This is a genomic window from Sphingobium fontiphilum (genome assembly GCF_014196635.1).
GTDB lineage: Bacteria > Pseudomonadota > Alphaproteobacteria > Sphingomonadales > Sphingomonadaceae > Sphingobium > Sphingobium fontiphilum.
The window spans coordinates 30,014-44,274 of record NZ_JACIEB010000003.1; the positions used below are offsets into that span (position 1 = coordinate 30,014).

At 63.7% G+C, this 14,261-nt stretch carries 18 protein-coding genes; 9 read left to right on the forward strand and 9 right to left on the reverse strand.

Features of this window, described 5'->3' with window-relative positions; all coding sequences use genetic code 11:
* Window positions 1-165: 165 nt before the first annotated feature.
* The 5 genes from GGR44_RS07165 to GGR44_RS07185 all read right to left on the reverse strand — a co-directional run bounded on the left by GGR44_RS07165 (window position 166) and on the right by GGR44_RS07185 (window position 3,913).
* Window positions 166-693, reverse strand: a complete 528-nt coding sequence (locus GGR44_RS07165; protein ID WP_221214309.1) for a hypothetical protein — start codon at window positions 691-693, stop codon at window positions 166-168.
* A 142-nt stretch (window positions 694-835) separates the two neighbouring features.
* The gene (locus GGR44_RS07170; RefSeq protein ID WP_183954912.1) at window positions 836-1,555 is read right to left on the reverse strand and encodes a CHAP domain-containing protein; all 720 of its coding nucleotides are present in this window, start codon (window positions 1,553-1,555) and stop codon (window positions 836-838) included.
* A gap of 102 nt (window positions 1,556-1,657) precedes the next feature.
* Entirely contained in the window at window positions 1,658-2,176 is a 519-nt protein-coding gene (locus GGR44_RS07175; protein ID WP_183955249.1) for a CHAP domain-containing protein, read from the reverse strand.
* 101 nt (window positions 2,177-2,277) lie between these two features.
* Window positions 2,278-3,342: a DNA replication/repair protein RecF gene (gene recF, locus GGR44_RS07180; protein WP_183954913.1), complete on the reverse strand. Its 1,065-nt coding sequence runs from the start codon at window positions 3,340-3,342 to the stop codon at window positions 2,278-2,280.
* Between the two features lie 64 nt (window positions 3,343-3,406).
* The gene (locus GGR44_RS07185; protein ID WP_183954914.1) at window positions 3,407-3,913 is read right to left on the reverse strand and encodes a hypothetical protein; all 507 of its coding nucleotides are present in this window, start codon (window positions 3,911-3,913) and stop codon (window positions 3,407-3,409) included.
* A gap of 29 nt (window positions 3,914-3,942) precedes the next feature.
* Here GGR44_RS07185 and GGR44_RS07190 point away from each other — a divergent pair, with 29 nt between their 5' ends.
* Window positions 3,943-4,341, forward strand: coding sequence for a VOC family protein (locus GGR44_RS07190; RefSeq protein WP_183954915.1), 399 nt, complete (start codon window positions 3,943-3,945; stop codon window positions 4,339-4,341).
* Window positions 4,342-4,403: 62 nt separating this feature from the next.
* On the forward strand, window positions 4,404-4,880 hold the full coding sequence (locus tag GGR44_RS07195; RefSeq protein ID WP_183955250.1) for a peroxiredoxin: 477 nt from the start codon (window positions 4,404-4,406) through the stop codon (window positions 4,878-4,880).
* A gap of 3 nt (window positions 4,881-4,883) precedes the next feature.
* Here GGR44_RS07195 and GGR44_RS07200 read toward each other — a convergent pair whose 3' ends face one another.
* A complete protein-coding gene (locus tag GGR44_RS07200; protein WP_183954916.1) occupies window positions 4,884-5,795 on the reverse strand; it encodes a dienelactone hydrolase family protein in 912 nt (303 codons plus the stop codon).
* A 68-nt stretch (window positions 5,796-5,863) separates the two neighbouring features.
* Window positions 5,864-6,253 carry a gamma-glutamylcyclotransferase family protein gene (locus tag GGR44_RS07205; RefSeq protein ID WP_183954917.1) on the reverse strand — a complete coding sequence of 130 codons (390 nt, stop codon included), beginning with the start codon at window positions 6,251-6,253 and terminating at the stop codon, window positions 5,864-5,866.
* A 336-nt stretch (window positions 6,254-6,589) separates the two neighbouring features.
* Here GGR44_RS07205 and GGR44_RS07210 point away from each other — a divergent pair, with 336 nt between their 5' ends.
* On the forward strand, window positions 6,590-6,775 hold the full coding sequence (locus GGR44_RS07210; protein WP_183955251.1) for a PspC domain-containing protein: 186 nt from the start codon (window positions 6,590-6,592) through the stop codon (window positions 6,773-6,775).
* Between the two features lie 355 nt (window positions 6,776-7,130).
* Here the strand turns inward: GGR44_RS07210 and GGR44_RS07215 are convergent, their stop codons facing one another.
* Window positions 7,131-7,868, reverse strand: a complete 738-nt coding sequence (locus GGR44_RS07215) for a DUF72 domain-containing protein (RefSeq protein ID WP_183954918.1) — start codon at window positions 7,866-7,868, stop codon at window positions 7,131-7,133.
* A gap of 142 nt (window positions 7,869-8,010) precedes the next feature.
* Between GGR44_RS07215 and GGR44_RS07220 the strand changes: the two genes are divergently transcribed.
* Window positions 8,011-8,244, forward strand: coding sequence for a DUF2061 domain-containing protein (locus GGR44_RS07220; protein ID WP_183954919.1), 234 nt, complete (start codon window positions 8,011-8,013; stop codon window positions 8,242-8,244).
* Window positions 8,245-8,251: 7 nt separating this feature from the next.
* Here GGR44_RS07220 and GGR44_RS07225 read toward each other — a convergent pair whose 3' ends face one another.
* Window positions 8,252-8,923: a peptidylprolyl isomerase gene (locus tag GGR44_RS07225; RefSeq protein ID WP_183954920.1), complete on the reverse strand. Its 672-nt coding sequence runs from the start codon at window positions 8,921-8,923 to the stop codon at window positions 8,252-8,254.
* Between the two features lie 142 nt (window positions 8,924-9,065).
* Between GGR44_RS07225 and GGR44_RS07230 the strand changes: the two genes are divergently transcribed.
* The 5 genes from GGR44_RS07230 to GGR44_RS07250 all read left to right on the forward strand — a co-directional run bounded on the left by GGR44_RS07230 (window position 9,066) and on the right by GGR44_RS07250 (window position 14,225).
* Window positions 9,066-9,524, forward strand: coding sequence for a 3'-5' exoribonuclease (locus tag GGR44_RS07230; RefSeq protein WP_183954921.1), 459 nt, complete (start codon window positions 9,066-9,068; stop codon window positions 9,522-9,524).
* Between the two features lie 80 nt (window positions 9,525-9,604).
* Window positions 9,605-11,125 (forward strand): fumarate hydratase, encoded by a 1,521-nt coding sequence (locus GGR44_RS07235; protein WP_183954922.1) that lies wholly within the window; start codon window positions 9,605-9,607, stop codon window positions 11,123-11,125.
* Window positions 11,122-11,652, forward strand: coding sequence for a hypothetical protein (locus GGR44_RS07240; protein WP_183954923.1), 531 nt, complete (start codon window positions 11,122-11,124; stop codon window positions 11,650-11,652). The genes GGR44_RS07235 and GGR44_RS07240 overlap by 4 nt, the downstream gene beginning before the upstream one ends.
* Before the next feature lie 61 nt (window positions 11,653-11,713).
* A complete protein-coding gene (locus GGR44_RS07245) occupies window positions 11,714-12,772 on the forward strand; it encodes a DUF3667 domain-containing protein (protein WP_183954924.1) in 1,059 nt (352 codons plus the stop codon).
* 91 nt (window positions 12,773-12,863) lie between these two features.
* Window positions 12,864-14,225, forward strand: coding sequence for a methyl-accepting chemotaxis protein (locus GGR44_RS07250; RefSeq protein ID WP_183955252.1), 1,362 nt, complete (start codon window positions 12,864-12,866; stop codon window positions 14,223-14,225).
* Window positions 14,226-14,261 lie beyond the last annotated feature (36 nt).

Genomic DNA, 14,261 nt, shown 5'->3' on the forward strand with positions numbered 1-14,261 from the left:
GCGGCAACTCCTGGATGAAGTCGTGAAAGGGGGCACCGACCGGGGCCGGTGATCTTCATCTAGGATTGCTGAATGTCTCTCGGATGCGCCTATGGTAACAAAATGTTGCTCGTGCGAAAGAAACGGAATTATTCATTAACTCAGTCGTTTACCGCAGCGGCATGGTTACTCCGCCAATTCCCTTTCCATCGCCATCCCGCTCGGGGCGGGTCGCAAACCGCCAATGACGGCGGCCAGCCAACGAGCATCGGCGGCCGCGCGATGACGAAAGGGATATGCGCGGTCGGCCGTCGCCACCGCCTGGGCGATCATGCTTTCATCGACCCGCCATTCGTCCATCAACGTGGCGACATGATCGATGGTCAGGCTGGTTTGCGCGCCCGCAGCCTGCGCCAGCAGGTCCATCCAATATTGGTCGATCCGGCTGTCGGCAACCGGCCGCATCGGTCCGATGGCCGCCACCAGTTCGCTCCATACCTGTGCTGCGGGCAGCCCTTCGCGCGCGACCTTCGCCCGCGAAATGCCGTGCAGCGCCTCGGCCTGCGCCGTCCAGTCCCAACCGTCCCACAAGGGGTGCGGCGCGATGATCCAGTTGCGCGTGCCATGAATACTGCTGACGCCGACTTCGATGGGATAGGAACGGCCATGGCGCGGCAGGCAGGACGCCTCAAAATCAATGGCGATGATCGACAAGGACCAATCCTCTCACGATGCGCTGACTCTTCCGGCTGGTCTGTTATGCGCCCCTTGTGACAACATGATTATGCCGGGACGATGCGAATGACCATCATCTTATCGCCCTTCCCGGCGCGGCGGTTGCCCGGCCCGGCCCGTTTCAGTTCAACCTTGCCTCACGTTTGACGTCGGCAATGATCTCGCCCAGCCTGCGTGCGGCGCCGCTCGCGTCGGCATATTCGACGATGAAGGGATCGTCCCGAGCAATCGCCTCAGTCGCGGGCTGGATCCGACGCGCAGGTTGGGGCGCTGAACGGGGCGAAACAGATCGCGCGAACATCGGCGCCCTGGGGGCAGGCGCTGCGACCATTGCAGAAGGAGAGACCGGACTGCTCGCCAGCCTTGTGCTCAGGCCCAGCGAGTCGTCGGGCGTAAACGGATGGAGCTTCGCCTTGCGGCCATAGATGAAGCCGAAAGTCGGATTGGTCCGCGCGCCCATCTGGCCATTGGGGCTGAACCACACGCGCACCTGGCTCCAGTCGCCTTCTTCCGACACATCAACCACGCGCACGTCCTCTTCGATCGCGCCGGGCGAGGACCAGTTGGCGTGACGGACCAGTATTTCGCGGTCATCCAATATCTTGCTGACCACCGCGACATGGCCCAGCGTCATCGGCCCATTGGCGCGAAACGCGAGGACAGCGCCCTTTTTCGGCTTGTTGCCGCGCTTGTAGCGATCCTGCGCCTGATCCCACCAGGTCACGGCATCGCCATAAATCTCTATGCCCGATACCTGCCGGGCATAAGGCACGCATTGCAGAAAATCCTGCGCCACCGCCGGAGCCGACAGCAGCCAGAAACCGGGCAGCAGAAAAGCCATGGCCCGGCGCGAAACATATCCCATTAATGCGACCCCGACAGTCTGGAATCGCCCCACCGGGACCGACCCTAGGGCCGCAATATTTAGAGGGAGGTTAACGCGTCAGAAGGCGGCGGCAGCGGTGTCGAGCGACGCCATGCGGACCGGCTGCTCGGTTGTCGAGCCTTCGGGATAGATGAAGCCGCGCGCCGGGTTGGAGCGCAGGCCCAGGCCGCCGATCGGGCCATACCAGACGCGAACGTCGGTCCAGTCGTTATTGGGCGAAACGTCGATGGCGCGGACATTGCGTTCGATGCCGCCACGATAGGACCAGTTGGCGTGCGTCAGCAGCACCTCGCGATCATTGACGACCTTGCTGACCATGGCGACATGGCCGACCGGCATCGAACGGCTGGCGGCAAAGGCGAGGACGGCGCCGACCCGCGGATTGTGGCCGCGATCATAACGGCCTTCGGCCTGCCCCCACCAGGTGTTGGCGTTGCCGAAAAGCTGGATGCCCGAAACCTGACGGGCGAAGGGCGCGCATTGCAGAACGCCGGCGGTGGCGGGAGAAGCGGTCAGCCCCAATGCAGCAAGCGCAAGAACAACCATCGCACAAGCTGCGCGAAAACGACCGATAATCAAGGTGCGACCCCCAGTTAAGCTTCTTTTGCCCTGCGGCGAAATCAGCCGATCCCGGATGAAATGAAAAGCGGCGAGCGGTGAACCGTTGCAGCAATGCGTCATCCTGCGGAACGAAATGCGTAACCCTCTGCGACCTGCCAATGATCGAAGCCAGAAAATCCAGAAAAAAGAGAGACTTCTGTTCCCGTCATCCACAATTGGCAGCCGGTTTCGATCAATCGCTCGAACAGCACGGTTCGCCGCAGCGGGTCGATATGCGCGGCGATTTCGTCGAGCAGCAGCACTGGCGCCCGCCCCCTGTCCGCCTTCACCAGCGCGGCGTGGGCGAGCAGAATCGACAGCAGCAACGCCTTTTGCTCGCCCGTCGAACAGAGCGCCGCCGCCTGCCGCTTGGCGGCGTGAACAACCGACAGGTCATCGCGATGGGGGCCGGACAACGTCCGTCCCGCCGCCGCATCCCGCCGCCGCTCGCTGGCCAGCCGCGTGGCGAGATCGGATGCGCCCGCCCCCTCCATGGTCAGCAGCGGCCGAGCGAAAGGCTCGTCAGGCTGATCCTTCAAAAGCATGGCCATGCGCGTGACCAGATCGGCGCGGGCGCTGGCGATGGCGCGGCCATGCTCGGCCATCTGCGCCTCCAGCGCCGCGAGCCAGGCCGGGTCGGCCCGCGCCGTTCCGGCCAGCAACCGGTTGCGCTGGCGCATCGCCGCTTCATAGCGGGCGCTGTGGGTGGCGTGGGCCGGGTGGAGCGCAACCGTCAGCCGGTCGAGGAAGCGGCGGCGACCGCCCGGACTATCCATGAACAACCGGTCCATCGCCGGGGTCAGCCACATGATCGCCAGATGCTCGGCCAGCCCCTGCGCCGACCCGGCGACGCCGCCCACGCGCACGATGCGCCGGGTCGGCGCGTCGCGCGAAACGCCCGTGCCCAGCATCACCCCGTCGACATCGGCCGCGATGCCGAAGCCGCCCGGACCACCCTGTCGCGCCATATCCGCCAGCGCCGCGCCACGCAGCCCCCGCCCCGGCGCGAGCAGCGAAATCGCCTCCAATATATTGGTCTTGCCCGCGCCATTTTCGCCCGTGAGCACGATAGCGGGCGCACGCGGCAGGATCAGCGCATCGTCATGGTTGCGAAAGTCGCTGAGCGTCAGGCGGCGGATCATCGCCCACCCTGTAGAGGCTTTTTTCGCCGTGTGGAAACACCCGCGACCGGGAAATCGCCGGGCGTCAGGCCGGGCAGCGTTTGCGGGTCACGCCATCGCCGCCGCCCTCGATCCGCAGCCTCCGGCCGCCGTCCTGCAGGATCAGGGTCAATCGGCGGGTCCAGCTTTGCCCCTCGCCCGTGAAGGCGGCGTCGACCAGCGTCGATCCGTCGGCGCGCGACGTGATCGCCGTCACCCGCCCCTCGCTCTCGTGGAACAACAGGCGATCGTTTTCCACTCGCAGTTCCATGGGTGCGGCGGCGTCGGCGCAATCGTCGGCGAGGCCCGTCCATCGGCCCAGCATCGCGGCCGGAATGGTCGCTTCGGGCTTTGCCGCAGGCCGCGCATCGGCGGCGACAGCCTCCACCGAGCTGGCGGCGGCTGCATTCGCTGCGGTTCCCGCATTGAGCGACGCCATTGCCCCGTCATCCTGATTCAGGTCGCCATCGCAGGCGACCAGCAGGGACAGGGCGATGAACGAAAATGCGCGCACGGCGATCCAACGGATGACGCTGCCCTGCGGTTCCGGCATGATGCCGGGCGAACGATGGGAGAGTCGCAATGCCGGTTCTTGGAATGGGAGGGTTGTTTTTCCGGTCGCGCGATCCCGACGCGCTGGCGCACTGGTATCGCACCTATCTGGGCGTCGGCGCGGGCTGCGTGGCCGATCCTTCGGCCCAGCCCAATGAATGGGTCTGGGCGACCATCGGCGGGCCGATGGTGTTTCAGCCGTTCAAGGCGGACAGCGACTATTTCGCCGCCGACAAGGCGTTCATGCTCAATTTTCGCGTCTCCGACCTCGACGGCCTTCTGGACGGGTTGCGCGCGACGGGCATAGAGATCATCACCAAGGCGGAATGGGATCATCCCGATGTCGGCCGCTTCGCCCGCATCCATGATCCCGAAGGCAACGCCATTGAATTGTGGGAGCCGCCCGCACCCCCGGCCCAAGGAGAATAACCGTGAAAGCCAAGTTGATCGCCCTGACCCTGGCCGCGGCCCTGCTGCCCGCAGGCAGCGCCATGGCCGCGCTCGCCGTCGGGGCCAAGGCCCCCGATTTCACTACGCGCGGCGCGATTGCCGGCAAGACCTTCACGCTGACGCTGGCGCACCAGTTGAAGCGCGGACCGGTCGTGCTCTATTTCTTTCCCAAGGCGTTCACCCCCGGCTGTTCCGCCGAAGCGCGCGAATTTGCCGAGAATATCGACAAGTTCAAGGCGGCGGGCGCGACCGTGGTGGGCATGTCGGCCGACCCGGTTAAGGATCTCGTCGCCTTTTCGACCAAGGAATGCGCGGGCAAGTTCGCCGTTGCCTCCGCCGGGCCGAACATCGTTTCGGGTTATGACGTTGCGCTGAAAATGCAGCCGGGGATGACGGATCGCACCTCCTATGTCATCGCGCCGTCAGGCCGCATCGCCTTCGTCCATTCGGAAATGAACTATGCCGAACATGTGAAGACGACGCTGGCCGCCGTCCAGTCGATGAAGGCCGCGCAATAAGGGCTATCCGCCCTTCACATATTGACCGAACCAGCCGAGCGTCGCGGTCCACGCGGCCTTGGCGGCGGCTTCGTTATAGCTTGGCCGGTAATCCGCCATGAAGCCGTGATCGGCGCCCTCATAAACGGTGATGGCGTCCGGCGGCGATTTGCCTGCGCCGGCCAGCGCGGCGCGCATGGCCTCGACATCAGCCACCGGTATCCCCTTGTCCAGCGCGCCATATTGACCGAGCACGGGGGCCTGAAGCTTCGCCGCCATTTCGATGACGCTGTTGGGCTGAAGCGCGGTCTTCGCGCTCACCAGCCGCCCGTAAAAGGCGACCCCGGCGTCAAGCTGGTCGCTGTGCGTGGCATAGAGCCACACGACCCGCCCGCCCCAGCAAAAGCCGGTGATGCCGCGCCGCGTCGCATCACCGCCATTACCGCCCGCCCAGCCATAGGCGACGTCGATGTCGCTCATCACCTGCGCGTCGGGCGCTCTCGACACGATGGTTTCGATCAGCAGCTTGTAGTCGCTGACCCCGGTCGCGTTGCCATGGCGGGCGAACAGGTCTGGCGCGATCGCATAATAACCCGCTTTGGCAAAACGGCGGCACATGTCGCGCACCCATTCATGCACGCCGAAAATCTCGTGCACCACCATGAGGACGGGGGCCGGGCCGCCCTGCGCCGGACGCGCGACATAGGCGGGCATGGCATAGCCATCCGCGACCGGGATGGAGGCGTTTTCGATGATGAGCCCGTCGGACGATGTCGCCACCGTGCTGGCCGCGACCGGCTGGCAAGCTGCGGCGAAACCGGCGGCAAAGGCGCCGCCGATCATCAGGCCGCGCCGGTCGACCCCGGTCGACCCCACCCAATTGCGATCGTCGGGCAGTCGCTCGATCCCGTCGCCCTCATCCTGCTCTTTGGTCATGCGCCTGCTCCTTCCGCGATCCTGTCTCGCGCCGCAGCTTAGTCTCGCGACGGCGGCAGGCAAGGGCATCAGGCCTTGAAGTCGCCATTGTCGATCAAGGCCAGGCCTGAGGCCGGCAGCGCATAGATGTAGGTCCAGGCCGTGACTGCGCCATCCGGCCCGTCCACCATGATCCTTTCCCGCCGATATTCATGCGGGGCGGGGAAAAGGTCCGAACATTCCTCATAATCGTCCAGCGCCGCCAGCGTCGCCGCCACATCGGCCAGCGCGAGCAGGTCGCCGACGACCTGCCCGCCGTCACCGGGCACGAAGCCGGGATAGTCGGCCACCCGATAAAGCCGCCCCGCAGCAAGCGCGAGGCCGATGAGGCGGGACCGTTCGGCCAGCCATCGCGCCATCCGCCCATCATGGCCACGCCGCAATGTGCCATAGACAAAGAGGAAATTTTCGTCACTCATGCGCAAAAAAATGCCAATTTGACGGAATAATTCCGAACCATTGGCAAAATATTTCAGCAAAACCTGGCGGGCAACGCCGCTGACGCCCCGATTTGCGTGACAAATCGAAATTGGCACGGCTCCTGCACTTATCCGGGCATGACGCCGGAATGGTCCGGCACCACAGATCAGGGAGTTAAATATCATGTCCTTCGCCAAGATCCAAAACGTCGCTTTCGCCTTTGTCGGCGCCGTCCTTTTCGCCTCCGTCTTCGTCAGTGCGGCGGTCCCGGTGATCCCGATCGCCTGATCGGTCATCACCCGTTCAACAACATAACCATATTGAAGGCCAGAACCATGAACAACAGCTTCACCCTCGACCGTCGCAATGCCAAGATCATGGGCGTGTGCGCGGGTCTTTCCAACCGCACCGGTGTGGACGTGACCCTGATCCGGGTCGGACTGGTGCTGCTGACGCTCTGCGCCCTCGGCCCGGTCGGCGTCGTCGCCTATCTGTTGGCCGGCTGGCTGGCGGCTGGCTGAATGCCCCGCCCGGGAAGGCGAATTGATATAATGAGGATGCTTTCCCATCCATCCCCATAATGAAAAGGCCGCCCTGGCATGACCAAGGGCGGCCTTTTCTTATCTTCCTGAAGCAAATTATGCCTGAAAGGCGGTAAAGCTTCAGGCAAAGAGCACCGAATAGAAGGTCAGCATCTGAACGCTGACGGCAACCATCAGCACGCCGGCCTGTGCCGCGTGACGCATATCATTCTCCATCATGAAACCATGTCCTCGCGCATCGCGAGAGCAACTGCTCAATAGGAGCATCTTGATTTTGCAACAAACGCAAAGCCTAACTTTGCGATTGCAACAAATGCAACCGTTGAATCCGAAGCTATAGCCGCTCGATCAGGGCCATGGCCGCCGCCGGGTTGCGAACCTTGGCGCCGCTGATGAAGAAGGCGAAGACATCGCCCTGCGCCGCCCAGTTGCGCGCCTGTTGCGCCCATTCATCCAGTTCGGCCGGGCTGTAACCCGTCGGCTCCTCCTCGCGCCCCTGCATCAGGCGGAGATAGCGGAAACCAACATCATGCCCCTCGATCCGGAGATAGGCTGGATGATCCGCCAGCACCACCGCCGCGCCCGCATCGCGCGCCATCGCCAGAAAGACGGGATCGTCGAAACTGGCGTGGCGCACCTCCAGCGCATGACGCAGCGGCACGCCGCCGACGCTGGCGGGCAGCAATTTCAGGAAAGCGCCGAAGTCATCCGGATCGAACGCCTTGGTCGGCATGAACTGCCACAAGATCGGCCCCAGCCTGTCGCCCAGTTCGACAATCCCCTGCTCCACGAACCTGCGCACCGACTCGCCCCCTTCCGCGAGCACGCGGCGATTGGTGCAATAGCGCGACGCCTTGACCGCAAACTGGAACCCGTCGGGAACCGCCGCCGCCCATCCGGCAAAGGTCGCAGGCTTTTGCGAGCTGTAATAGGTGGCGTTGATCTCCGTTGCGGTCAGATGCTGGCCGACATAGGAAAGCTCGTCCTTCTGCCGCAGTCCGGCCGGATAGAAGGCGCCGCGCCAGGGTTCGAACACCCAGCCGCCGATTCCCGCCCTGATCCGTCCGCCCATCTTCGCCCTCCACTCTCCCGCCCATCATAGCCGGCGCGCGGCCCGCGTCCATCATCGCCTGGCTCGATCAGAGTCGGCAGGAAAAGCCATTGGCCATTATTGCGATCCATTCTTAATAATGCCGGACAACAGGAGCCATCCCATGTCCATCGACCTTATCAAGACCGCGACCTATCTGAGCATTCACCTGGCTGTCGGTTTCAGCGTCGCCTATATGCTGACCGGATCGGTGGCGCTGGCGGGCGGCATCGCGCTGATCGAACCGATGATCAACGCCGTCGCCTTCTTCTTCCATGAACAGGCATGGAAAGGCATTTTGGCGCGGCGCGCGCAATCCCCGGCGCCCTATTGGGCGGGCGAACCGGCGCTGGCCTGAACGCGCCCTATTTCTTGCGATTGAGGCCGAGCAGCCAGGGTTTCAGGCCCGGCGTCGGCTTTGCCTTTCCATCAAGCCGCACTGCGCGGCGAATGGTGACCGGCTTTATGATCATCTGCCCCCGCATCGCGCCCTGTCCGCCGGCGGTGGGAACCGCCAAAATCCTTTTCACCACGTCCATGCCCGCCACCACATGGCCAAAGGCGGCATAGCCGATATGGCCGCCCCGCGCGTCCATGTTGGGCGTGGGCCCAATGGTGATGAAGAAATTGCCCATCGCCGAATTGGGCCGGTCGGGCCGCGCCATGGAGATGGTCGCGTCCAGATGGCGCAAGCCGGTGATGCTGGTCGGCTCATGCCTGACAGGCGGCAAGGCCCGCCGCGCGTTCATGTCGATCCCGCCCTGGATCAGCCCCATGGTCGGCATCGCCTTGCGCCGGGCCGCGCGATAGAATGTCGTGCCGTCAAACCGTCCATCGTCGACATAGGTCATGAAATTGGCCGATGTCAGCGGCGCCCGCTTCAGGTCCACAGCGACGGTGATCGCCCCCATGTCCGTTTCGATCCGCACCCGCGCATAGCCAGGCGTCGGCCGGTTGGCGGGCAGCGCATGGGCCGCAAGCGGAAAAAGGCAGAGCAGGCAGGCGATCAACAGGCGGCGAAGGAGCAAAGCGATCATCACTCAATGGCTGGAACGGCGGATTCGGCTTTACGCTAACCGCAGGCGGGGGGCCGTTCCAAGCCTTTTGCGGCAGGCGGGGCCGCCAAACGGAGCCAAACAGGGGTGGCGTCGCGCGCGGTCATCGCCTAGCAGCCTGCCCATGCGTTATTTTCTCGACACGGAATTCAACGGTTTTGGCGGTCAGTTGATCAGCCTGGCCCTGGTGCCCGAAGACAGCGATCAGGAATTCTACACTTCCCTGCCCCTGCCCGACGAACTGCATCCCTGGGTCGCGCAGCATGTCGTCCCCTATCTGCGCCATGTGCCGCCCGCGATGGACCATGAACTGAGCCGCGAACAGGCGGCGGACCATGTCGCGGCCTATCTGTCGGGCGATCCTGAACCCCTCATCGTCGCCGACTGGCCCGACGACATCGCCCATTTCTGCCAGTTGCTGTTGACCGGGCCGGGCCAGATGGTGACGGTGCCGCGCCTGACCTTCGAACTCATCAACGCGGCCGGATTTTCCTCCGCCGCCTCCAGCCGGGTGCCGCACAACGCCCTGCACGACGCGCGGGCGCTGCGGGATTTCCACTTCGCCTATGGGCAGATGATGTGAGGATGCGCGCCATCTGGACTTGAAGAAACTAAGGCGTATAGCCAGCCGCAAAAATACCGGACGAAGGGACATAGGGTAAGATGACGCTCATCAAGACCGCCGACCTGATCGAAAGCGTCGCCGACGCGCTTCAGTTCATCAGCTATTACCACCCGATGGATTATATCCGCGCATTGGGCACGGCCTATGAAGCCGAAGCCAATCCGGCGGCCAAGGACGCCATCGCCCAGATCCTGACCAACAGCCGCATGTGCGCCGAAGGCCACCGTCCGATCTGTCAGGATACCGGCATCGTCAACGTGTTCGTCAAATGGGGCATGGACTGCCGCCTGGACGACAATAGCCGCTCCATGCAGGAGATCATCGACGAAGGCGTGCGCCGCGCCTATCTCAACCCCGAAAACCGCCTGCGCGCCTCGATCCTGCGCGACCCGGCGTTCAGTCGCCAGAATACGAAGGACAACACGCCCTGCGTGCTGAACGTGGAAATGGTGCCGGGCGACAAGGTCGTCATCGACGTCGCCGCCAAGGGTGGCGGCAGCGAGAACAAGACCAAGTTCAAGATGATGAACCCCAGCGATTCGATCGTCGACTGGGTGCTGGAAATGGTGCCGCAAATGGGCGCCGGCTGGTGCCCGCCGGGCATGCTGGGCATCGGCATCGGCGGCACGGCGGAAAAGGCAGTGGCGCTGGCCAAGGAGTCGCTGATGGACCCCATAGACATGGGCGAGCTCAAGGCGCGTGGCCCCCAGAACAAGATCGAGGAACTGCGCATCGAGCTGTATGACAAGGTCAATGCGCTGGGCATCGGCGCACAGGGCCTGGGCGGCCTTTCCACCGTGCTCGACATCAAGATCCACGATTATCCCTGCCATGCGGCGGGCAAGCCGGTGGCGATGATCCCCAATTGCGCCGCCACGCGCCACGCGCATTTCACCCTCGACGGGTCCGGTCCGGCCTATCTGGAAGCGCCCAAACTGTCGGAATGGCCGCAGGTCGACTGGAAGCCCAGTAAGGAAGCGATCCGCGTCGATCTCGACACGCTGACGCCCGAAGTCGTGCAGAGCTGGAAGCATGGCGACCGGCTGCTCTTGAATGGCAAGATGCTGACGGGCCGCGACGCCGCACACAAGCGGATCAAGGACATGCTGGCCAGGGGCGAGAGCCTGCCGGTCGATTTCAAGGGTCGCGTCATTTACTATGTCGGCCCGGTCGATCCGGTGCGCGACGAGGTGGTCGGCCCGGCCGGCCCCACCACCGCGACCCGCATGGACAGCTTCATGGACATGATGCTGGAACAGGGTCTGGCCGCCTGCGTCGGCAAGGCCGAACGCGGCCCGGCGGCGACCGAAAGCATCAAGACTCACAAGAGCGCCTATCTGATGGCGGTCGGCGGCGCGGCCTACCTCGTCGCCCGCGCGATCAAGGAAGCGAAGGTCGTGGGCTTTGAGGATCTGGGCATGGAGGCGATCTACGAATTCACCGTCGAGGACATGCCCGTCACCGTCGCGGTCGACAGCGAAGGCCAGAATGTCCACCGCCTCGCCCCGCTGGTGTGGCAGGAAAAGATCAGGAAGGAAGGCCTGCTGGAGAAGGCATGACCTTCCGGCCTTTCGGCTTTCCTATCTCTCTCTACAGCCCGCTGCCGCCGGACGAGTGCCGGCGGCGGCTCAGGACCAAGCTGCTGACCGGCTTCGAGCGTCCCGCAGCATTGCGACCCAGAGGAAAGCTGATCGGACAATCTTTTCTGGTGATATGGCTGGGCGCCTATGACTGGATCAATAAAGAGTCCGAACCCAAGCTCATTCTACGCCTGAGGAAAGATGGCACGGGCACTTCCATAAAGGGCCGAGCCATTCCCGGCATCCAGTTCCTGTTATTCCTCATTCCGGCCGCGTTATTTGCAATTTGGGGCAGCACGAAAATCATGGCCTATCGCCCCGATCATGCGCCTGCCGATCCGATGACCTACCTCATCGTCAAGTTCATCATCTGCGCGCTACCGCTCGCCTTCGTGGCCAGCCTATGGCTGGTGGCTCATTGGCAGAGCAAGACAGGGCGGCCGATGATCTCATTCCTGAAGCGGACATTGGCCGCGCGGGATGTGACGCCGCCTTCCCTCGCATGAACCGCACCTCGCCCGACACAACTGTCTGGCAAGCGTCATACAGCTTCGTTATCCTGCCCCCATGACAGGGGACATCGAAGCGGCGGGGGACGCCATCACCGGGGCCATGATCGCGCGGGCGGTGGAGCCGGACCAAGGCGAGAGCCAGGAAGCGGGGCATGGCGCCTGCCTCAATTGCGGGGCGGCGCTGACCGGCCCCTATTGCGCGCAATGCGGTCAGGCGGCGCATCTGCATCGCAGCTTTGCCGCCATCGGCCATGATCTGGCCCATGGCGTTCTGCATTTCGAGGGCAAATTGTTCGCCACCCTGCCCGAACTGGCGCTGCGCCCCGGCAGGCTGACCTATCGCTATATTCATGGCGAGCGGGCCCGGTTCATCTCGCCCTTCGCCCTGTTCCTCTTCTCCGCCTTGTTGCTCTACGCCGTTTTTTCGCTGACCAGCCATCATGGCGCGATCGACGCGGGCGACGCTGTCCAGTTCGACGAGGGCGAGCGCAAGGCATTGCAGGCGGAGCAGGCAAAGGCCGACGCCCATATCCGCGATCTGCAGCAGCGACTGGCCGCGCCGGGCGTCAGCGCCGCAAAGCGCGAGGCGCTGGGCGAGGAACTGGACGAGGCCCGGACCGAAAGATCAGCCCTCACGCTGGCGACCGGGTTGAGCGATTCCCTGAAGGCCGATGGCGTCAACGGCAATATCGCAAAGTCCGTGGGCGGCGCGGTCGACGCGATCGCGAAAAACCCGGAGTTCGCCTATTACAAGATGAAGGCCAACGCCTATAAATTCTCCTGGGCGCTGATCCTCATCTCCCTCCCCTTCATGTGGCTGCTCTTTCCCTTCAGCCGCCGGTTCAAGATGTATGATCATGCGATCTACGTCACCTATTCCATCGCCTTCATGTCGCTGCTCTTCTCCCTCTCCATGATTCTGGGGGCGGCGCACCTGTCGGGCGGCCTGATTTCCTTCGTGCTGCTGCTGTTCGCCGCATGGCACATGTATCGCCAGCTCAAGGAGGCCTATGCGCTTGGCCGCACCAGCGCCCTGCTGCGCCTGCCGCTGCTCTATCTGTTCGCCAGCACGGCCTTATTGCTGTTCTTCATCATGCTGGTGCTGATGGGCTGAGGCCGAAGCGATAACGGGTTTTTTACCATGTCCGGTTACGTCCGGACATGTGACACAGGCATCGCGACCAGATAAAATCGCCCAGGCGGTGATGCGGGTAGCCCGGCTATCGGGCGATCTTGGCATTCGCACGCTCGACCTTCAGGCCGACATCAGCGCGCTGGCCGAACGGGTGACCCATCAGGCGCAGACGATCGAAACGATCAACGGCGAGGCGATCCGTCTGGCCCATGACAGCGACAATGTGTCGCGCGCGGGCATGGACGCACGCGAAAAGGCGCTGGCCGCGCGCGGGATCGTCGACGATTCCGGCCGCCAATTGAGTCAGGCCAACGCCAATTTCGTCGATCTTATCGAACAGGTCAGCCTCATCCATTCGCGGCTCGACGGCTTTACCGACGCGCTCAAGACCGTCGCCCATGTCACCAACATGATCAGCGGCATCGCCAGCCAGACCAATTTGCTGGCGCTCAATGCCACGATCGAGGCGGCGCGCGCGGGCGATGCGGGCCGCGGCTTTGCCGTGGTCGCGTCGGAAGTGAAGAAGCTGGCGCAGGAAACCGCCGCCGCGACGCAGACGATCGAGGCGTCGATCAGCGTGCTGACCGGCGAGGCCGGGGCCATGCTGCAACGGATCACTTATGGCGCACAAACGGCCCGCACCGCGCTGGACGACACCAAACAGATCGAACTGCTGGTCGACCGGCTAAGCAACCTCATCCATGGGCTGGGCGAAAATAGCGAGGCGGTCGCCGGGCGACTGCAATCCATGGTCAATTCGGTGGGCGAAATCCGCTCCGGCCTGACCGCGCTCTCCTCCACCTCGACCGACAATGCGGACGGCCTGCAACGCCTGTCGGGCCGCGTGGCGTCGGCCAGCGAAGACGCCAACCGTCTGCTGCAATATATGGCTGAAAGCGGCGTCGACATCCCCGACGCCCCCTATATCCGCTTCTGCCTGGATGCCGCGCGATCAGTGGGAACGGCGATCGAACAGGCGGTGGCCAAGGGCGAGATCAGCCAGTCTGCGGCCCTGTCGGAAGATTATATTGCCATTCCCGGCACATGCCCGGCCCAATATCGCCACCCGATCCAGCCGGTCATCATTCCCGCCGCCCGCATTTGGCAGGAAAAGGCGCGATCCTTCGACGGCTTGTTCGGCATGACCTTCACTGATCGCAACGCCTTTGGCGCGGTCGCCATGCCCGAACGCGCCCAACTTCAGCGGCCGGGCGATGACAAGTGGAACATGGAATATTCGCGCCAGGGCGTGATCTTCGATTTCCCCGACACGCGCGAACAGTGCAAGACCACGCAACCCTTCGCGATCAAAGCCTATCGCCGCCCGACCGCCGACGGCGAAGTCGTGCTGCTGAAGCAGGTGATCGCCTCCATCCATGTCAACGGCCAGCATTGGGGCATATTGCAGATGGCCTACAAGGATCAGGGCTGATCCGCATTAGCCCGGCATAAAGACGGGCGCAGGACG